At 59.3% G+C, this 20412-nt stretch carries 16 protein-coding genes and 2 pseudogenes; 11 read left to right on the top strand and 7 right to left on the bottom strand.

What is annotated here, in order from left to right; genetic code table 11:
- Positions 1 to 4 precede the first annotated feature (4 nt).
- The gene (gene sctJ / locus RX328_RS12810) at positions 5 to 871 is read right to left on the bottom strand and encodes a type III secretion system inner membrane ring lipoprotein SctJ (protein ID WP_375293226.1); all 867 of its coding nucleotides are present in this window, start codon (positions 869 to 871) and stop codon (positions 5 to 7) included.
- A gap of 5 nt (positions 872 to 876) precedes the next feature.
- Positions 877 to 1401, bottom strand: coding sequence for a nodulation protein NolB (locus RX328_RS12805; RefSeq protein ID WP_213254852.1), 525 nt, complete (start codon positions 1399 to 1401; stop codon positions 877 to 879).
- A 177-nt stretch (positions 1402 to 1578) separates the two neighbouring features.
- Between RX328_RS12805 and RX328_RS12800 the strand changes: the two genes are divergently transcribed.
- A complete protein-coding gene (locus RX328_RS12800; protein ID WP_213254850.1) occupies positions 1579 to 2277 on the top strand; it encodes a secretin N-terminal domain-containing protein in 699 nt (232 codons plus the stop codon).
- A gap of 1550 nt (positions 2278 to 3827) precedes the next feature.
- Here RX328_RS12800 and RX328_RS12795 read toward each other — a convergent pair.
- The 4 genes and pseudogenes from RX328_RS12795 to RX328_RS12780 form a co-directional block, all read right to left on the bottom strand.
- Complete coding sequence (locus RX328_RS12795; protein ID WP_312018101.1) at positions 3828 to 5252, bottom strand: pitrilysin family protein; 1425 nt, start codon at positions 5250 to 5252, stop codon at positions 3828 to 3830.
- Positions 5249 to 6724: a M16 family metallopeptidase gene (locus RX328_RS12790; RefSeq protein ID WP_249727016.1), complete on the bottom strand. Its 1476-nt coding sequence runs from the start codon at positions 6722 to 6724 to the stop codon at positions 5249 to 5251. Before RX328_RS12790 ends, RX328_RS12795 begins: the two co-directional genes overlap by 4 nt.
- A gap of 300 nt (positions 6725 to 7024) precedes the next feature.
- Positions 7025 to 7177 (bottom strand): annotated as a pseudogene (locus RX328_RS12785) (NUDIX domain-containing protein); the annotation flags it as partial.
- A 506-nt stretch (positions 7178 to 7683) separates the two neighbouring features.
- Entirely contained in the window at positions 7684 to 8649 is a 966-nt protein-coding gene (locus RX328_RS12780; RefSeq protein WP_317258655.1) for an IS481 family transposase, read from the bottom strand.
- Between the two features lie 212 nt (positions 8650 to 8861).
- Between RX328_RS12780 and RX328_RS12775 the strand changes: the two genes are divergently transcribed.
- Positions 8862 to 9071, top strand: a complete 210-nt coding sequence (locus tag RX328_RS12775; protein ID WP_108522968.1) for a hypothetical protein — start codon at positions 8862 to 8864, stop codon at positions 9069 to 9071.
- Between the two features lie 747 nt (positions 9072 to 9818).
- Here the strand turns inward: RX328_RS12775 and RX328_RS12770 are convergent.
- Positions 9819 to 11237, bottom strand: coding sequence for a DUF1521 domain-containing protein (locus tag RX328_RS12770; RefSeq protein WP_213256169.1), 1419 nt, complete (start codon positions 11235 to 11237; stop codon positions 9819 to 9821).
- Positions 11238 to 11873: 636 nt separating this feature from the next.
- Here RX328_RS12770 and RX328_RS12765 point away from each other — a divergent pair.
- The 9 genes and pseudogenes from RX328_RS12765 to RX328_RS12725 all read left to right on the top strand — a co-directional run bounded on the left by RX328_RS12765 (position 11874) and on the right by RX328_RS12725 (position 20216).
- The gene (locus tag RX328_RS12765) at positions 11874 to 12161 is read left to right on the top strand and encodes a hypothetical protein (protein WP_108522969.1); all 288 of its coding nucleotides are present in this window, start codon (positions 11874 to 11876) and stop codon (positions 12159 to 12161) included.
- A 372-nt stretch (positions 12162 to 12533) separates the two neighbouring features.
- Positions 12534 to 13421 carry a hypothetical protein gene (locus RX328_RS12760; protein WP_213256167.1) on the top strand — a complete coding sequence of 296 codons (888 nt, stop codon included), beginning with the start codon at positions 12534 to 12536 and terminating at the stop codon, positions 13419 to 13421.
- 30 nt (positions 13422 to 13451) lie between these two features.
- Entirely contained in the window at positions 13452 to 13979 is a 528-nt protein-coding gene (locus RX328_RS12755; protein WP_108522972.1) for a hypothetical protein, read from the top strand.
- 1 nt (position 13980) lies between these two features.
- On the top strand, positions 13981 to 14409 hold the full coding sequence (locus RX328_RS12750; protein WP_057850262.1) for a hypothetical protein: 429 nt from the start codon (positions 13981 to 13983) through the stop codon (positions 14407 to 14409).
- 11 nt (positions 14410 to 14420) lie between these two features.
- The gene (gene sctV / locus RX328_RS12745) at positions 14421 to 16538 is read left to right on the top strand and encodes a type III secretion system export apparatus subunit SctV (RefSeq protein ID WP_213256165.1); all 2118 of its coding nucleotides are present in this window, start codon (positions 14421 to 14423) and stop codon (positions 16536 to 16538) included.
- A 32-nt stretch (positions 16539 to 16570) separates the two neighbouring features.
- Positions 16571 to 17161 (top strand): tetratricopeptide repeat protein, encoded by a 591-nt coding sequence (locus RX328_RS12740; RefSeq protein ID WP_213256163.1) that lies wholly within the window; start codon positions 16571 to 16573, stop codon positions 17159 to 17161.
- 146 nt (positions 17162 to 17307) lie between these two features.
- Positions 17308 to 18174 (top strand): Effector protein NopP, encoded by an 867-nt coding sequence (locus RX328_RS12735; RefSeq protein WP_249727168.1) that lies wholly within the window; start codon positions 17308 to 17310, stop codon positions 18172 to 18174.
- Between the two features lie 379 nt (positions 18175 to 18553).
- Positions 18554 to 18700 (top strand): annotated as a pseudogene (locus RX328_RS12730) (IS256 family transposase); the annotation flags it as partial.
- A gap of 127 nt (positions 18701 to 18827) precedes the next feature.
- Positions 18828 to 20216, top strand: coding sequence for an IS1380 family transposase (locus RX328_RS12725; protein ID WP_213256161.1), 1389 nt, complete (start codon positions 18828 to 18830; stop codon positions 20214 to 20216).
- Positions 20217 to 20412: the final 196 nt, after the last annotated feature.

The following is a 20412-nucleotide window of genomic DNA, read 5'->3' as shown; positions in this document are numbered from 1 at the left end:
ACTCCTATGCCTTGTCGGAGGTGATCTTTTTACCGGGAGGCGGGATAGCGGGCGTGTTCGAACGGTTGCCAAGTCTGGATCGCGCGCGCGACTGCTGGGCGCGCTGATGCATACGAGAGCCCAGGAATATGTAGCACAGAAGGCCAATCGCAGCGCCGCCCCCTCCGATACCGGCCGCAAGTAGCGGGTCTGAAATGGATTTGGTCGACTGAGCGGACGCAGCTCGCGGGGCAGGCTGCTCAAGCGGAGCCCGCTCAACCGGCACAAAGACCACCACCACCTTGTCATAGGATAGGCCCTCGATGCTGTTGGTGACCAGCATCTTGATCTGCGGTTGCAGGAGCGAGAGCTTTGCATTGGAGTTATGTCGAATGAACACCGACGCTGAGGACGGCATCGTGTCCTGGCGCAATAGATCATTTTTTGGCAAAACAACGTGGACACGCGCGGATATGACGCCGTCGATATCGCTAATCGTGCGCGACAATTCTTCGCTCAGGGCATAAACGTAGCGGGCGCGCTCCTCGATCGGCGAGGCAACCAGGCCCGATCCTTTGAACACCTCGCCGAGGTTCTTGAAAGGGTGGCGCGGCAACCCTTCGAGATTTAGCAGCTCAATCGAAAAGGCTAGCTGCTTCTCTTCGACCTGGATCGTGCTGGTCCCGTCCTTGGCAGTAACACGGACCGCATCGACTCCCTTGCTAAGCAGGAGAGCAAGCATCTCATTGGCCTCGCGCTCCTGCACTTTGGTGTAGAGATCGGCCTTACAGCCAATCAAGGGGAGGAGAAGCGATAGCACGGCAAAAACACGCAACCACTGACCGGATAGGCGGGCATGGCCGTTTTGTCCATAGATGAAAGCAGACGTCAACGAACTCAGCCCGCCGATAGCAATTTGTTCAAAGATGAGCTGACGGCGCTGGTGCTCTTGGACACAAGCGAAACCTCGACGACACCCTTGTAAACGTCCCGCAGACCCGCAACCATCGCGTCGAAGTCGAGCACCCCTTCCGGCTTGCCCGCGGGGCTCGCCCCGACTAGCTGCGACCGTGAAAGCGGCTGAGCGGCCGGCCCAGGTTGAACGGTCTTCGAAATGGCGGTCACACCGCCGCTCGTTGCAGAAGGAATGGGATTGCTCCGATACATCGAAGAGAGAGCCTGGAGCACGCGCTCGCCAGGCGGGCTCGCCTGCACTGCTGCACGCTGAACCTCTGACACCGCAGGAACGGACGCTGCTCTATCGGTAACTGAGGAGGCAGCGTCTGATGTCGAAGCGACATGCAGAAGAGTCTGCTGAAACTGGCACTGCTGGCCGATGGCTGCCGGCTGGCAGAGCCCGGACAGACCGTCGTTAGGCTTCAGAGAGATCGGCGTAGCGCCTAGCGTGATCGAAGGTGTCATTGGTTTGGGCTGCGATGAGACATCGCCCTTGTTAAGAATTGATGGTCAATACCGTAAAGAGGCCAGCTGACCGCAAGCTGACGAACATGCGAGCCATAAGGCCATTTTAAAGATCACGCTTGGCTTCCAATTTGGGCGAAGTCTTAATACTTGTTCTCAGGCCGAAGGGACTTGGGAATGCTAAGCCGACGCACGATCCTGAACATTTTGAACCGAGTTGCGGGCGCAGGAGTTTTCCTTTGCTCCGGGGTACTCACGGCGTTTGGGGCTCCGCTCTCGCTGCCTTCGGCACCTTATAGCTACACGGTTCTGGATCAGGACCTGTCTGCCGCACTGCTGGAATTCGGTAACAACCTCAATATCAGAGTGAACGTCAGCGCGGAGGTGAGGGGTCGGATTCGCGGGCGCATGCCAGATCTGCCACCGCGCGAGTTCCTGGACCGTTTGACCAATCTCTACAATCTTCAATGGTACTACGATGGGCTCGTGCTGTATGTATCTGCTGCAAATGAGGCGCAAAGTCGTCTGCTTGTGTTGAAGCCGATCAGCTTCGATGCATTCAAAGCGGCCCTCGATGCACTCAATATCTCCGACGAGCGCTATCTTGTGAGACCGGCACCAGGAGATGGCCTCGTCCTAGTTTCTGGTCCACCACGCTTCATCGCGCTCTTAGACCAAACGCTCAACGGCCTTGTAGCGGAGGCGCAGGCGCGGCCGCACGCTGCCGTCGAAAAGCAGTCGCGGGAATCGGTGCTGAAGTTATTTCGTGGCTCCTCAACCACGGTCGTTCGCGATGGACGACCGGAAGCCCCCTATTCTTCCGACGCGCCGCGTCAGGACAGCATCGTGCGCGAGCCTGCGCCGGGCCAGAGATGAAATTTAGAATGCGCGGCAGCTTTCGGCGAAAGTCAATGCCGTCTCCATTGGCTCATTTTGAATCCTTCTGATGCTCGTCAGCTTCTCGAAAGCTCACCCTCCTAGCATGAGAGCGCGGATGTCTCGGCGGCGATGCCGTCTATCCACCTCATGCAACGTCGGGGCACCCGATGCTCGGAATAGCCGTAAACCTGGTTGGCGCCATTGTTGCTGGCAGATTGGAGGCTACAGCTCAAGGCGAGAGTTCTCAGCTGTTCTCCGTAGTCGCGATGCAAGTGGCCTTCTTCAAAGAAGGGCTCGAGCCGCTCCCTGTATCAAAGGAGGAACAGGATGGATTTCAACTCAATCGACCCACTGAACACGGACCCACAGCCCGCCTCACTGCCAACGCCCGCGGATCCAACGGGCTTTGAGCACCAGCTGAGCGAGTTGCAAGACAGTCCCCCGCCATATGCTGCGTGGTCGCCAGTGCCGCAGGGGGAAGCCTATTCGCCATATTTGGAGGCCGAGCATCCCTATTCGTCACATTTGAGTTGGGACGATGATCTGCATACGCCGGCTGCGGCCCCCCTGGGCCATTATCGGCCGCCGGCGAAAGTTTGCTGCGGCCCAGCTCGCAGCAGACGATTGCTCAATCGCTGGCGGAAGCCCCAGATTTCGATCAGGATCTGATTTGGCAGAATGTCGAACCCGGTCCAATGCAAGCCGAGCCATCCTCGGCCGCCGGCGACCGGTTTCTGCAGCCCAGCTCGCAGCAGCCGCCTGCTCAGTCGCTCGCGGAAGCCCCCGATAAGGACCCGGTTTGGGAGGAGCTCGAACCCAGGCTGTTACAGGCCGGGCCATCGCATGCCGCGCCATCACAAGCCGGGCCATCGTCGTCCACGGGGGATGCGCCACTGGAACTCGGAAACTTCGTCATGGAAAACGGACGTCGCGCCTACGAGTACTGGGTCTTCTGTCCCCAAACGGCATCGAACGCCCAGCTCAACATGCTAAGAACCGTCGGACTCATGCCGAGCAAGGACTCACCGACAACTTTCTCTATCCTAGGTGTGCCCCACACAGCCGAATGGCGAGAAGAGGATTTTGTTCGTCTCAACCCGTCGCTTGACCCTAGCCTCTGGCCTGGATACTCGGGTGAGGATTCCCCCACCGGGTAGGCGTTTCCACAGCCCAGCTTGCGGCAGAGCCATGCCCTCCCCGCTAAAACGGACCTTTGGGATGCCGCCGATGGCAGGAGCACTTGGCGGTGTCCCTTTTGTGCCGGCGTCGATTATCTTGGCTATGTTGGCCTCGCGCCAAGATGATTGTACGCGGTCAATTAATTATGTGTCACTTTAAGAGATCTGGTCAGGCAGTCGGCGCGGCCAGGACATCCTGGCTGAGACGACGCAGATATCCCCGCAAGCTTCCGGTTCTCAACCGGCAGAGGTTTTTGAAAACACCTCCTGCGTACGTTCCGTCGCATTGACGGCATCGCTTGCCGCGACCGCAGCTGTCTCGGCCGCAAAAAAGAAGTTCAGAGCGCATGTCACCTCACGAATACAAAATTAATTGGGTGTTGCCGGCGTTGCGGCGGATGGCGCGGCGCCTGGCTGTACTGCCGCTGGCGGCGGCGTCGTGGCCGATGGCGCGATGGTCGACTGGGCTGGGGCCGGTGGGGAGCGGCCGACGATGACGCTGAGCAGACCCCGGCCCCACAGCCGCTGCGCCGCCTTCCTGGCATCCTCCAGCGTCACCGCATCGACGAGCGCGCTGTGCTTCTCGATATAGTCGATCGGCAGCTTATCGAGCTGATACTGCAGCAGCGCCCGCGCAAGCTTTGACGAGGTATCGAGCGCCAACATCTGCGAGCCCTTCAGGTACGACTTGGCATTATCGAGTTCCTGCTGGGTCGGGCCTTCCTCAGCCATGCGACGAACCTGCTTTTCGATCTCTTCCACCGTCTCGCCGGCGCGATCGGCGCGGGTGCCGGTATTGCCGACGAACAGTGCGGAATGATCCATCCACAAGAGCGTCTCATGGACGGAATAGGCGAGCCCGCGCTTGTCGCGGACTTCGCGGAACAGCCGCGACGATAGTCCGAATCCGCCGAGGATGTGGTTGACGACATAGGCCGCCATGAAATCCGGCTCGCTGCGGCGGACGCCGGGACCGCCGAAGGTCACGACGGTCTGCGGCACGTCGAGCGGAATGAAGACGCGCTGCGGCGGCTTTGCCGCGACCACGTCGGCTACCTGTGTCAACTCCGCCTTGGCCGGCAGGCTGCCAAAGGCCTTGTCGAGCAATTTTCCGAGGCTCTCTGGATCGAGGTCACCGACCATCGCGATCTTGAGCGTGTCCTTCGCGATCACGCGGCGGACATAGTCCTTCAGATCGGCGACGTCGATTTTCGGCACGCTCTCGACCGTGCCTCCGGCCTGGCGAGCATAAGGATGATCGTTAAAGGCGACTTCAAGGAACTTGCGATTGGCGAGCGTTGAAGGATTCGTGGAGTCACGCCGAAGCTTCGCGAGCACCGCGGTACGGATCCGTTCGACATCGGCCGCATCGAGACGCGGCGAGGTCAGCGCCATTCGCAGCAGGTCGAAGGCCTCGTCCCTGTTGTCCTTGAGCATGCGCAAGGAGCCGCGAAACTGATCGCGAGTCGAGTCAAAGCTCAGCTCAATGGCGCGGCGGTCGAGCCGCTCGTGAAAGGTCTTGAAGTCGAGATCGCCGGACCCTTCATCGAGCAGGCCGGCAACCATGTGGCCGACACCGGGCTTGTCGTTGGGGTCCTGGGTCGCTCCGCCGCCGAAGGCGCATTCCATCGCGATCAGCGGGACGGTGGCGTCGTGCATGAACCAGGCTTCGATGCCGCCGGGGGAGACCAGGCGCTGAACTTTCGTGGCGGCAAGCGATGGTGCAGAGCCGGGCGTCGCGATCGCGAGCGAGGCTCCACCGAGGACGGCACGCCGTGTGAAGGAACAGGTCACGAGCGCTTCTCCTCGCGTTTGTGCGCAGAATCCTTGATCAGATAGCCGGTCACCGAGCGTTTCTTGTCGAGCCATGTTTGCGCGGCCTCGCGCACCTGCTCGGGGGTGACGCCCCGGATGCGGTCCGGCCAGCTTCGGATATCGTCAACGCTGAGCCCGGTGGTGAGCGCGCTTCCATACCAGCCCGCAAGCGTCGCCTGGTCATCCTGGGCGTAGATGGCTTCCGCAATCAATTGGGTCTTGACGCGCTCGAGATCCTCGGCGCGCGCGGGATTTTGCGCGAGGTCGGCGATCACCTTGTCGATCGCGTCCTCGATCTGGGCGAATTCGACACCAGGTTTCGGCGTGACAGAGATCATGAATCGCGAGGGATCGAGCGAGGTGCGCTGGTAGTTCGCGCCCGTGCTGCTCGCGAGCTGCTTGTCGATCACCAGCGAACGATAGAGATGGGAATTGGCGCCGCCGCCCATCAATCGCGCGAGCACGTCAAGCGCAGGACTCTCGCCGGCGGCCGCGGTGTGAGCCGACGGCACGAGATAATAGCGGTGTAGGGTCGGCTGCTCGACTCGCGGATCGGATAACGTCACCGTGCGCGGGGCCGCCGCCGTCGGCTCCTGCGGCCGCAGGCGTTTTGCAGGAATCAAAGGATCTGCAGGGATGTCGCCAAAATTTTTCTCCACCATCGTGCGGATGTCCTTGGGATCGACGTCGCCGGCGATGATCAGGATCGCGTTACTCGGCGTGTAGAAGCGCCTGTAGAAGGCGAGCGCGTCCTCGCGGTCGAGCTTTTCGATCTCCTGCCGCCAGCCGATAATGGGGCGGCCGTAGGGGTGGTTGAGGTAAAGCGCCGCCATCATCTGCTCGGTGAGCCGCGCATCGGGATTGTTGGCGACGCGCATGTTGAATTCTTCGAGCACAACATCGCGTTCGGACAGCACGTCCTCATCTTGGAGAACGAGACCGGTCATGCGGTCGGCCTCAAATTCCATCATCTTCGTCAGCTGCTCGCGCGGCACGCGTTGGTAATAGCTGGTGTAGTCCATCGAGGTGAAGGCGTTCTGGTTGCCGCCGACGCGCAGCACGGTCTGGGAGAACTCGCCGGGCGGATGCTTCGCTGTGCCCTTTTTCATCAAGTGTTCGAAGAAATGCGCAAGCCCCGATTTGCCCGGCGTCTCATCGGCGGAGCCGACCTTATACCAAATCATATGAGTCACGACCGGGTTGCGATGATCGGGGATCACCACCACCTGCAGGCCGTTCGCAAGCGTGAAGCTTGCTGGTCGTTCCGAGGTGACTGTGATCTGGGTAAGCACGCTGCTGTTTTCAGGAACGTCCCGGAGGCTAGGATTGCTGCTATTATCCCTTTTGTATTCGACTTTGTATTCGACCGCCAGCGCGGTGGGTGTCGTCAAGGCCATTGCAACAGTGGCCGTGCCTAGCACCTTGGTTGTCACGGAACTCCAATTCTTCATGGCATCGCCTTTGGTCACATCGAGATACACATTCTGCAACGGCCGATCCCGACAAAGCAGAGAGCCGCACGCCGTTGGCAAACAAGGGAGCAAAAGCCGGGCCAATCGCGCCTAATGCTCCCGCGCACGGACCGCTGCGCGGGCAGCTGGACGCAAAACGAAGCGTGGCGCGTGCTTTCTCTTCCGAAAGCCAAAGCCGCACTTGTTTGGTATCCGCCAACATGTTGCGAACACGACGTTGCACACGAAAACGCACAATAACTCGCCGCCTCGCGCTTGCCTAAATCCTGCGACGCCACATAATGGCGCCTTGATCTCGCGCCAGAGGCACTGCTCCGCCGTTTCGTGGCCGCGCCGGCGCCCGCCAGGAGACATACAAAGCTTGTCGCGGCGCCGCCGCACCAGGAGTACCCGGCCGCGCTTCGACGCGACGAGCTTTGACGATCTTGCCATTTCTTCGATCCGAATGACCCGAAATGTCCTAGCGTATACGCGACAAGATCATGTGGAAGGTTTCAGGCCCGGCGAATTTTGTCCTGCACCTCGCACCGCACCTTGAGTTCAATCAGCTCGCCCTCCAGCACCAGCCGCTGCGCCGTTCAAGCGCTACTTTAGCGACCTGCGAGATCAGGTGCTCGGATTGCATCGAGTTTCACGTCCCTCCTCGGCATCACAAACTATTGGCTCCGGCAATGATGACGATCACGTAGTTCATTCTTTGCCCGACCGTGCTCCACCGGTTCACGCAGCGTGTCGGCCGCCATCGTCTTCTTCCCCCACAACTTACGTAGGTGCTTGAGCGCCTCAGCCAATTCGGACGCACCCTCTTGGCGGCCACTGCCGAGAGCTGCCGTCCTGCAGGAGGAGCTCTTCTAAACGAAACAGGCTTTTCGGATTGCCGGCGTGCTAGCGTCCACCGAGACCGTCTTGCCCCACCTCAAACTCTTCTCCGGCCAGCACTAGGTGTTTAGTCCCGGCATTTTCTGGAGCGGATTAAGTTTGAATCGTTCTGGCTGGGAAGTCCAGCATTTGCAGATGTATTCGTAGGGCGTGAGACCCTTCAGGGTCTTCAGCCGCCGAGCGCAGTTGTAGGCGTTAATGAAGTCGGCAAGGTGTGCTTCGAGCTGATCGTGTCGATCGTAATGGTAGCGTTGGACGGTCGCTTCCTTGATCGTGCGGTTCATGCGCTCGACCTGGCCATTGGTCCAGGGATGCTTGATCTTGGTTAGCCGATGTTCGATGCCATTCTCTTGGCAGCGCATATCGAACATATGTGTCACGTATCTTGCCGTCGGGCCGTCTGCGTAGCGCGGCGGGAAAGTGAACTGGATCCCATTGTCGGTGAGAACCGTGTGGATCTTGTAGGGGACAGCCGCAATCAGAGCTTCGAGGAAGGCCGCGGCGGAGGTCCTTCCCGTCTTCCTGACCAGTTGCACGAAGGCGAACTTGCTGGTGCGATCGATGGCGACGTAGAGGTAGAGCTTGCCTTCAGCGGTCTGGAGCTCAGCAATGTCGATGTGGAAATAACCGATCGGGTAAGCCTTGAACTTTTTCTTCGGAGGCTTGCTGCCTTCGACCTCCGGCAATCGGCTGATGCCGTGGCGCTGGAGACAGCGATGCAGGGATGATCGCGTCAGATGCGGGATGGTCGGCTGGAGCGCATAGAGGCAATCATCGAGCGGCAATAGCGTATGCCGCCGGAAAGCGACGATGATCGCCTCCTCCTCGATGGAAAGCACGGTCGATTTGGCTTCCTTCGGGCCTGTCGGGAGATCGGCGACAGTCTCGCGCTCCTTCCACTTCGCGACGGTCTTCTGGTTGATCCCGTAGCGCTTGGCGAGCGCCCTCAGGCTCTCTTGACTATTCTGTATTGCTCGACGGACTGCCTCCGTCGTGGTGGCGCAGCCGTGTAAAACTTGTCCCATAGCGCATCCTTCGAATCGTGCGATAAGAATGCACCATCAAAGCTCGGGACTAAACACCTAGCTCTTCTTTGGCAGACCCCGACGCCTCACCTGACGGAAGCATCGATGTGGTCTCCAATGGCTCATCATGAAACGCACTGAGCCTCGTCAGCTTCTCGAAAGCTAACGTTGCTAGGATGAGAGAGTGGTTATCTACAGGCGGTGTTACGAACATGAACGCAGGTGCACCCGATATCGGAGCAACGGGAAGCAATAACGGTGCGAATTTTGACGGAACCGAAGGGGCCGATGACGCCAACTCGCAGGCCGCGCAACAACGCAAAGCTTTCGAATCGGCACTTGGCATGATCGCAATGCGAATTGTCAGCGATGCGCAGGCCGATCTAGACTCTGTCATGGACGACACAGAAGAGGATGTTTGACTCCGCCCCGTCGAGTCGGGAACAACGAGCGGCACACGGCACATCCAAGCAACGGTGAGAAGAGAGAAAGGAGAGGAGCTTCTCCGCAGCTGGAGGATCCGCACCACAATAGTGTCTGATCGTTCTGATCGGTTGCGGTAAGCTTGGCGTGACAGTCCTTAGGGTTCTTGTCGCTCCGGGCCACTCCGGTCATCCGCATCTCGGTAGCCCAAGACGTCTGGCTCACATACCTAACGGACGCGCCTCGCTTCAGGCAATCGCGCATTTACAAACTTGCACGTCATAAGGTGTCTTATACGGGTGAGAGACCGAACAGGATCTTCCTCTCCTCGCGCGCTGCGTAGCGGCTGGACGCGCCTAACGACTCGGCGCGTCGCTCTTGGCCGTAAACCCGATAAATCGCGCATTCCTGCCGCCTGGCGTTCGCCGCCATAGCGCATCCGGCCGCCGAGGCCCTCTTGTCAATCAATCGACCTTGCAATGGAACTACTGGTAGAATCCTGTGCATCGTCGACTTGAGGTTGGACCAACTCTCGCTGGTTGAGACGCCCCCACTCGTCCAGTCGTGCCTTCGTTGCAGACTGTTACCGGCAGAGATATGACAGCCAGATCATCGATAGCGTGAGAGCGCGGAATACGCATGAGTATCCCGAAGCGAGGCGCTTCCCTGCGCACTCGCGCTGAGGAGCATGGGAGAGCGGGCGACAGCGCCCGCTCCCGTTATTTTGAACTGTGCTCAGATCGGCCTTACCCGGCAGCCCGCTCATTGGCGTCAATGCTCGCCTGGTTGACCCGCCATCCGGACCTATCGACCCACCCTTGACCTTGCTCATATATCGTCTGTGCACCATCCGCCGTAAGCTGATCGAGGGTTCGGCCAGCATTGGACTGCGTCACCTTCAGATTGTTGGCACCGTCCCTCTTGTCACCGAGTCCCTCGACAACCATAGCGTTGTCGCCATTCGTGATGGTGAGCTTGGACGAAATGGTTCCCTTGCCGTAGTCGACCGTATCCACGGTGATCTTCGTGCCATCATCGAGTTGCAGGGTCATGCCTTTCTTGAAATCAAAGTCGTCCTTGCCGTCTCCATTAGCATCGACATGAGGGTCGCCATGAATCTTCGAGACATGGCCGGTTTCTTTGTTGCGAACACTCCAGGTGCCGTCCTTCTCGTCGGCCGTGATTGTATACTTGTCGCCAAGGTGTATCGTTGCCTTGCCGTCATGGACCTCATGCGACCACACCGGATTAGTTTTAGGTGGCGGGCTCTGGTTCACCGCAACTGGGGTCATCGACGCAGGCGGGGGAGGAGGAACGAAAACTGGCGTGTAGTAGTACAATGGAGTAGCGAGCGGCGGAGGAGTGTACTGGGATTGGGAGCCGGCGCCCGGGGCGCGCCCCTCTTCACCAGCATCGATACTCGCCTGGTCCACCTCACGCCCGGCGCCGTCGACCCAACCCTGACCTTGCTCATGGATCGTTTGTGAACCATCGGCTGTCAGCTCATCGAGAGTGAGGCCAGCATTAGACTGCGTCACCTTCAGATTGTTGGCACCATCCTTGTCGTCACCGAGGCCCTCGACAACCATGGCGTTGCTGCCATTCGTGATGGTGAGCTTCGATGAAATGCTCTTGCCGTTGCCGTAGTCGGCCGTATCCACGGTGATCTTCGTACCATCATCGAGTTTCAGGGTCATGCCCTTCTTGAAATCGAAATCGTCCTTCCCGTCCCCATCAGCATCGAAGTGAGGATCGCCGTGGATCTTCGTGACATGCCCGGTCTCGTTATTGCGGACAGTCCAGGTCCCGTCCTTCTCGTCCGCCGTGATTGTATACTTATCGCCAAGGTGGATCGTGGCCTTGCCGTCATGGACCTCATGCGTCCACACCGGATCAATTGAGGACGACGAGCTTTGGTTCTGCGCGACCGGCGCGAACGAAGGAGGCGGCGGCAGGGCGAGAACGGAAACGTGGGCCCGACTGCGTACGGCGTGAGCGACGACGGCCGGACCATTTACCGGCAGGTACTGGTAGGCCCCAACCGGGACGCCGGCAGTGCCGGCGTACTGCCCCATCACCACGTTGAACATTGGAGCGGCGGGCACGCCTTCAGGCACTAGCCCTACCGCCGGATTGAAGCCGCCCACCACGGGAAGATACGCCATTTTCATTCACTCCTATTGCATTGAAGGAAGCGACAGACTGCGAGGACCACCCGCACAATCAACTTGGCACGTTGCGCCGAGGCCATTCAAAAACCAATCCCACGTCATGACCAGCAGCAGGCCGCCCTCGCGTTTCTTGTTGCAGGTGACAACAGCCTTGATCGGCGGACCACTTCTCTTACCCTTGCCTTCGGCAATGCGGGCCTCTCACGTCGAGCGCATCCAAGTCGCAGGAAGTTTATCCTGAGTACCTGTCGAAAAGCTGACGATAAGATAATCGCCCACCAGCACATCAGCTTTCGGATCATCTGAATGTTGAGAGCATGTGATCGCGACGAATCGCTCTTCGTGATGGGCGTCGGAACAACGACATCTTGGGACGCGCGGCCAGCAAGCGTCCACGCTCTCTAAAGAACGTCGGCCGAGCCTCTCGCGTGAATGCTCCAGGCGGTCTTTCGGTGCCTTAGAGAACCGACACATTTCCGTGAGAGAAAAAGTTGGGCCACCACGACTCATTCCGCGGCCTTTCTGAGACTCGTCAGCTTCTCGAAAGGTAATCCTCTTAGGATGAGAGCGCTGATCTCTAGGCGACGAGTCGTCTATTGATCTTAGTGGAGATGAACACAGGAGAATGCGATGATTGGAGAAATGATCGGAAGCGCGGCTGGTGGATGGCTCGGTGGACCGTCGGGAGCGGCAATTGGTTCCGCTGTCGGTGGAGTACTCGACCAAGCCTTCGAGAAGGTTATTCACAGCTTGGAGCCTGAGAAGGCTGATGCTGACAAGGTCGCCAAGGACAATGGCCCTGCCGCAGGAAGCACCCCCCAGTGTAACCACGGCAACGGCGAATTGACTCTCTTGAATGGCCCGCCAGGCGCGCATGTAATGATTTCATTTCCTGCCGTCGTCACGCCAGTTGGTTAGGCGTGAGGCAGGTCATCAGTAGCAGTAACTTCCAAACAGAAAGGTGAGTCGATATGGTTTCTCCCGTTGGCCGTTTCCCCACTCCGTCTGAAGTCCCTACGAATCAGCAAACCGGGGCTGGCGATTTCGCGGCGCAGCTCGCCGAGCTCGAGCGTGTTAGCAAAGAAGCTCAGGCCAATAGCATCGTGATGCGCAGAATTACGACTGAGCTCTCGTCCGAAAAGAAGGTTGCCGACGAGCGCGTGAGTTAGCGCTGCAAGAGGGGCTCACGGCCGCTTTTTTCGCGTGCTGGATGCTCTCTACAGCCTGACGAATTCGGAACCAGCCGTACGGCAACGCCGTACGGCTTCTCGTTGCTCAGGGAGCCTCTCCGTGAACGAACCGGCCTCCGTTGATTTCGAAGTGCTATCAGGGCTCTATTCCGGGGTGACCGGTGAAGCGCCCGTCGGAACGAGCCTTATCGGAAGTGGCCTCGATGCCGATATCGTCTTCGTCGACCAGGGGCTCGAGCCGAATCACTTCCGTCTCACCCCCCTGCACGATTCGATGGAGATCGAGGCTCTAGCAGCCGGAGTCAGCATAGAAGGAAACGGAGATATTGCCGTAGGCAAGCGGGTTGTTATTTCTCTTCCTGCCGTCGTTCATGCGGGCACGATGTCCATTCGCTGCACACAGGATTCGGAGCAAGGATCAATCGGCCTGTCGCGTGTCTCGATAATAGCAGCCGCCTTGGTCTTGCTGAGCTCTGTCGGGATCGCCACTCTTGCAGTCAGCTTCCTCTTTGACGGCAGTGCCGGTGCACTGAGCCCCGATGCGCCCCCTGTCGCCGCATTTCCACCGAAGCTGACGCTCAACGGTCCTGATGATCGCCCCCTCCATGCGGCCGCCGAACAGCTGCAAGAGGAGGTCAACAAAGCGGGACTTCTCAATATCAAGATCGGTCCTGGGCCAGGTGTGGTCAGCGCCGAGGGCACCGTGACGCCTGCGTCAGTCAGTAGATGGCAGAAGGTTCAGCAATGGTTCGATCAGCATACGAACGGATCGCTGACACTCGTAAATGGAGTGGTCGTGAAGGAGGATAAGCCGCCCTCCTCAATTGCTGTCCAGGCGGTGTGGCGCGGAGCCCACCCCTATCTTCTTATTGGTGGCCAAAAGTACTTCGTGGGCGCGCTGTTGAACGATGGATGGACGGTCGATCGTATCGAGACGGGACGCGTACTGCTCAGCCGGAATGGACGGCTTGCTGCTCTTCCCTATTAGAGCTCCACCGCCGCAGGAAAGGAGAACGTCATGACCAAGCTGCCCCAGCATCCTGTCGGACTTGGCACCTCTTCGCAAAGGCTCAACACGCACGACCATGAGCCAGCGAACAAGCCGGCCCTCCCTCAAGTCCATAATTTAGGGATCCATGGCACCGATGGCGGTGGCGAGAAGAGGCACGGGTCGGTTTGGCCGGATACCGAGGCGCCGGATCTGCCAATCGAGGCCGCGCTTGAGGTAAACGATATCAATGCCGTCTCGCGCGTCAGTCTCAACGAGAGGCGCGTACGGATAGCTGAGATCGATCCCCGTGCAGCACTCGCTTCACTTTATGGCCGCAATCTCGCAACTGGCCTGCTCTCCTTCGTGACACCACGCCTGCGTGACCCGGACGTGCTGCGAGCAGAGAAGCATGGTGTTCTTCTCGAGCGCTTGGCCGATAGGCTATGCGCCGAACCGGAGGCTTCGGCGGCGCGTGAAGGGACCGAAGCCCTGCAGCAGGAGCTCCGGCGGCTCATCCTGCTCCGGCAGAACCAGAACAGTTTGATTGGGGGCTAGCATGATCGACTCGGGCGGAGCGCAGTTCGCCAGTCCACCGCCGCCGGCCGATGCTTCCAAAACCGGCGATGTCTTGCCAATCTCAGGGCAGGAGCGTGATTTGGTCTGCGCAATATCCTTCGTCCACCTTGCGTGTGGACAGAGCGCACAAGCTCTCGCTCTGTTGCGGCTCATTGCCCATGACGATTCGCAAGACGTCGACCTGCTTCGCATTCTTACCTATGCTCTCATCTCGGAGGGCTTTGGCAATGAAGCACTTGCCGTGCTGGATAGACTAGACACGCTTGATGACGAGCCCTCTTCGCGTCTGCCTTTGACGCTTCTCCGCAGTCACGCGCTACGACGGGCCGGCCGTATGGACGAGGCGCGGGCAGTCTTCCAAGACTATGTGTCCCTGCGTGGCAGGACAGCCCCAACGGAACAACAATAAGAATCGTCTCCATGGCAAACCTCCTTCGTAAGCTTATCGTGCGCGCGCCATTCCACCCGGATTTCATGGTCGCGTTCATGCTGCTTCTGGCAATCGCAATGATGATCATGCCGATGCCGATCGTCGTGGTCGACATGCTGATCGGCTTCAATCTGGGTTTTGCCGTATTGCTGCTGATGGTTGCACTGTATCTCAGTACGCCACTGGATTTCTCGTCCTTGCCCGGCGTCATCCTGATCTCTACCGTTTTTCGTCTGGCGCTGACCATCGCGACAACCCGGCTGATTCTCGCTGAAGGAGACGCCGGCAGCATCATTCACACCTTCGGTGAGTTCGTGATATCAGGGAACATCGCGGTCGGCATTGTTATATTTTTGATCGTGACCATGGTGCAGTTCATGGTTCTCGCCAAGGGCGCCGAGCGCGTTGCTGAAGTCTCGGCACGATTCACGCTCGACGCTCTGCCGGGCAAGCAGATGGCTATCGACGCGGAGCTACGCAACGGTCATATCGATCAGCACGAGGCACGCAGCCGGCGAGCCTCACTGGAGCGAGAAAGCCAACTTCACGGTGCGATGGATGGCGCCATGAAGTTCGTGAAAGGGGATGCCATTGCCGGACTCATAGTCATTTGCATCAACATGCTGGGAGGAATCAGCATCGGACTGCTCTCCAAGGGCATGTCCGTCGATGAGGCGTTGCACCAATATACGCTGCTCACCATCGGCGATGCGTTGATTTCTCAGATTCCGGCGCTCCTGCTGTCGGTTACGGCCGCAACCATCGTCACACGTGTGAATGGGCCTTCCAAGCTCAAGCTTGGTGCCGATATCATCAACCAACTCACGGCCAGTACCCAGGCACTGCGGCTAGCGGCCGGCGTCTTACTTCTCATGGGGCTCATACCAGGTTTCCCTTTGCCCCCGTTTCTCATGCTGGCCGCACTTTTTGCCGGGACGAGCTATGTCAAAGGCGGTGTGCAAGGCGCGAACACGGGCTCCAAGACGAGCGCTAACGTTAGTACTCCGACTTCAAATCCAGCGCAGGCTCAACGGCAAACCATACCTGCGGAGGCGCTTCCGGTCGCGGTATTCTTTGCACCTAACCTGGTAAACGCGATTGACAGAGAGGAAGTTGAGCAGCACATCGCTCGCATTTCGGCACTGGTCTCAGCCGATCTTGGCATCACGATTCCCCGCATTCCAGTCCAGGTCGATCAACGTTTGGCCCAATCCGAGTTTAGGCTAGATGTGGAAGGAGTACCGGTTGAACGGGATCGGGTGGATCCGACGCAGCTCGCGCTCACCGACGACCGAGCGAACATTGAATTGAGCGGCATCCCGCATCGGCAAGATCCAGACACCGACCGGATCTGGATCGAACAGAGCCATGCACCGGCTCTCAAAGCGGCCGGGATCGGGCATCACCGTCCGAGCGAAATCATAGCCCTGCGCGTCAGTTCCGTACTGACGCGATATGCGCAGCGCTTGGTAGGCATTCAAGAGACGCGACAATTGCTCGCCCGGATGGAGCAGGAATATGCCGACCTGGTGAAGGAAGTGCTACGCACGACTCCAGTTCCCCGGATCGCCGATGTCCTGCGTCGCCTGCTCGACGAGGGCATCCCGATTCGTAACACCCGGCTGGTCTTGGAAGCGTTCGCCGAATGGAGCGAACGCGAGCAGAACGCCGTCCTGCTCACCGAATATGTCCGCTCCGGCCTAAGACGGCAAATCTGCTATCGCCATGCCAACGCTCACCGTGTTCTGCCCGCCTTTATCGTCGAACGTGAAACTGAGGATGTGATTCGCAGTGCGGTCCGAGAGACCGCCGTCGGGCCGTACCTCGCGCTGGAGGACCGGCATAGCGAGATGTTGCTGTCGCAACTGCGCCAGATTCATTCAGGCATGCCACCAGGTCAGAGCCAGCCCGTCATCCTGAGTTCGCTGGATATCAGGCGCTTCGTCCGCGGCTTTCTCACCCGCAACGGGTTCGATCTTCCTGTTCTGTCTTATCAGGATCTCGCCTCCGATTTCACGGTCCAGCCGGTGGGGTCGCTCAAGCTTACAGGTCCCAAGGAAAAAGCTCCGGCAGGAGAACAACGCAACCTGCATGCCACAAACGGCTAACAGAGTGCAGCAGTCGGTCGTGAGAGGATGGCATGAATTCACCTACAACAAGGTTCGCTGCTCGATTGTATGCGTTCCATCCGCCCTCGGGCTTTACTCTCCTCGCTTTATTCGCCACTCTTGTGCTTGGTGGTTGCGCCAGTCTGGATCAGCAAGCTAGCTCAGTTCAAGAGACGCCGCGGCCAGAGTTGCTGGGCGCCAAGGACATCGATCCTGCTATGCGCGAGCGCATTGCACACGCCCTCCTGCGGGTTTCCGACGAGGAGAGTTTGCGTGAGGCTCTGAAGCAAAAGCCAGACAATGTCGATGCGGCAATCTCGCTTACGCAGGCCCTTCTGGCACAGAAACGCGCGGGCGAAGCACTTGAGGTAGCCGACAAGATCTTGCTTACAGTTCCTGGTAATTTGCGTGCCCTGAATGCAAAAGGGGTGGTCCTCGACGCCGAGGGGCGTCATGATGAAGCACAAGCGCTATATCGCGAGGCTCTCGCAGCGGCCCCAGGCAATCAGATGTTGCGCAACAATCTCGGCCTATCGCTCGCACTTGCTGGGAATGCCGATACTGGAAACGCCAGCCTGCAACCGCTTTCGCACGAGCCGGGTGCGCTGGCCCGTTCGCCATAGCGTGGCCTTCGCGTAGAACGCCGGATCGTACACGCTTAGCGCCTGCGCGTCAGCTCGTCGTCAGCTGGGCTGACTATCAAATTCGCGGTGCCCGACGAGTCTGAACTCAGTGGGAGAATACTTCACGGATAGGAAACCCAATCACCATGTATGGCCGAATCAATAGCTTACCCGGTGCTTCCGACACTGATGAAATGAGACAATCCGCCACCAACCACACGCAATCTGATGCAGACAGCCAGCGCTTTGCGGACATGTTTGCTGGGATGCACATAGCGGCGCCGAGCGCTAGCTCGTCTTCGGGAGCAACACCCTCGTACTCCCTCGTTCGGCGACCTCCTGTGGTGGAGATCACAAGGTCTTCATTCGAGGAGAACGTGAAGGACTGTTTTGGCGATGAAATCCAGCATATCGCCGCGAAACCACAGCGATACTCGCTTCCCATATCCTCGAAAGCCGAACGCACGGCACAAGTTGCTTATGACCACGGCAGGAAATCTGGTTCGGAAAACGCACGCTATTTCAGCTATCAGCTAGGCAACAAGAGTGTTGGACTTCTGCGAACGGAAGGCGGAGCTAGCATGAGTGATGTGTTCAAAGAGGAAAAGGCACGCGCGCGCTGGCGGGAACAGTTTCCCGGACGGACCGAACTCACATCCACGGTGGATTTTCGGGTTACTCATCCCCTTGTCGAGAACGCAGGCGATATTCTGTTGGAACATCAGCTTCGGCTCGACGGCGAACGGCCTTTGCTCCTCTCTCATGCTGTCAACGACGACGCGAAAGCCCGCGCAGCGGCGTTGGGTTTTGTTGAGGTGAGTGACTCGATGATGGTGCTTGACCCTACCCGGCATTCCGACAAGTGGACGAAGAATGATGACGGCGAATGGCAGCGGAAAAACAAGCCTCAATTGTATCTTTCTAAAGCTGAACCCAGTGACGGCAGTGAAACCAGGGGGGCCCAGCGTGCCCCAGATACCATGCCGGATTGGGACGACGATGACTTTATGTAGACTGGTCCGAAGAAGATAGATCATGCGAAGCGAGACCGGATTTGCCAGTGGGTCAGAATACCCGTCTTTGGTGTCCGTCGCCATGCAGCAACTTCAGGATACTCAAGAAGACTCATCGCCTACACGGGCCTCACGCGCGGTAAGCGCTGGTTGTGCTGGTTGGACAAAAGAGCGCGCCGGCTATTCTCATCGAGAGCCGGCAAATCGAGCGGCTATGGTCCAGCGCGAAATCGTCTCAGGGCAGCTCACCACAGGTTCGGTGAGTGCCGCTCCTGATGCGCCCAGAGGCTGTCAAAAGAATGTGTAAGTAGGTTTCTGTGAGTTTACCTTACCGAGGAGACTCACATGAGGACCGAGACGACGATTACACCCTGAACTATTGGATCAACTGCTTGCTAAGTATGAGAAGCCTGAAGACCTCACAGGTGCAGACGGGCTTTTCAAGCAGCTGAAGAAGGCGCTGATTGGGCGGGCGCTTGGTGCGGAGCTAAGTGATCATCTTGGCTACGAGAAGGGGGACCCGGTGCCTTGACAGAGCTTGCTGCCCGGCCACTGTTAGTCCGCATTTCTCACAGAGTTAGGCGCATCGGGGCGCCGAATCAGCGAAGGTTCTTTTGCGAGAAGGACTTTGCGATGATTCGAGGAGCGCCCCGATGCCGACAGAGTGTAGCGCAGACCGGTTTGATTTTGGAAGGGTGGAAGGACGCCTCGTGGAAGCGGCCTTTGACGCTGGACTGGTGACGTCGGATGCCGGCGCGCTGCTTCTGGGCGCGGCCGATCGGGCGATCGATCTGGTGGGGCGTTTTGCGGATTGCTTTCGCGATCATCGCCGGCAGGACCTGATCGAGCACACGGTGGCGACACTGATCGGGCAGCGGGTATTTGGCATCGCGCTCGGCTATGAAGATCTCAACGACCACGACGAGTTGCGGCACGATCCGCTGATGGCGGTGCTTTCGGGCAAGCTTTCGGCCCGGCGCGAGGACTGCGCACCGGTGGCCGGCAAGTCGACGCTGAACCGGCTGGAACTGAGCCGAAACGAGCCTTCGCGCTATCACAAGATCGCTTACGACGCGGCGGCGATCGAGGCGTTGCCGGTGACGCTGTTCCTGGAGGCGCACAAGCAGCCGCCGCGCCAGATCATCCTCGATCTCGACGCCACCGACGACCCGTTGCACGGGCAGCAGGAGGGGCGCTTCTTCCACGGCTATTACGACTGCTACTGCTATCTGCCGCTATACGTGTTCTGCGGCCGGCATTTGTTGGCAGCCAAACTGCGCCCCTCCGACATCGACGCCAGCGCGGGCAGCGTCGCGGAGGTCGAGCGGATCGTCCGGCAGATCCGTGCCCGCTGGCCGTTCGTGCGCATCCTGCTACGGGCGGACTCAGGCTTTGCGCGCGAGGCGCTGATGGCATGGTGCGAGCAGAACCGCGTGGATTACCTGTTCGGGCTCGCTCGCAACACGCGCCTGGTAGCCATGATCGAAGAGGAGCTTGCCACGGCAAGAGCCGCGGCCGAGAAGACCGGCCGCCCGGCGCGCCGCTTCAGGGACTTCCAGTGGACGACGCTTGATAGCTGGAGCCAGGAGCGCCGCGTCGTCGCCAAGGCGGAGTGGACGCACGGCGAGGCCAACCCGCGCTTCGTCGTAACCTCGCTCAAGCGCAGCGAGGCGGGCGCGCGGCAGCTCTATGAGGACATTTACTGCGCCCGCGGCGACATGGAGAACCGGATCAAGGAATGCCAGCTCGATCTCTACGCTGACCGCACCTCGGCTCAGACCATGCGGGCCAACCAGCTCAGGCTGTGGTTCGCCGCGATGGCCTACGTGCTGATCTGTGCGCTGCGGCGCATCGGCCTTGCCGACACCGCCTTTGCCGACGCCACCTGCGGCACCATCCGCCTCAAGCTGCTGAAGATCGGGGCACTGGTGCGCATCTCCTGCCGCCGCATCAAGATCGCCATGGCCTCGGCCTGCCCAGCCGCCGAACAATGGGGCCGTGCTGCCCGTCGCCTGGCCGAAGCCGCCAAGGCCCGCGCCTAGCCGGCCTGACACGCGCCGCCGCGCCCAATCCGCGGCATCATTAAGAAGCCCCAGCGGAGACACACAAACCAAATCGCCCCAGCGCCTTCGGCGCCACGGTCCTCGTCGCCTTCGCGCCGATCCACCAATGGCCGTCGCAAATCAATTGGCCCTGTGAGAAATGCGGGTTAGCCACCATGGGATCGATGACAATGTC

Origin of the sequence: Bradyrhizobium sp. sBnM-33 (genome assembly GCF_032917945.1) — a bacterium.
In the GTDB taxonomy this organism is placed as follows: domain Bacteria; phylum Pseudomonadota; class Alphaproteobacteria; order Rhizobiales; family Xanthobacteraceae; genus Bradyrhizobium.
This window is presented reverse-complemented; position numbering and strand designations above follow the sequence as displayed.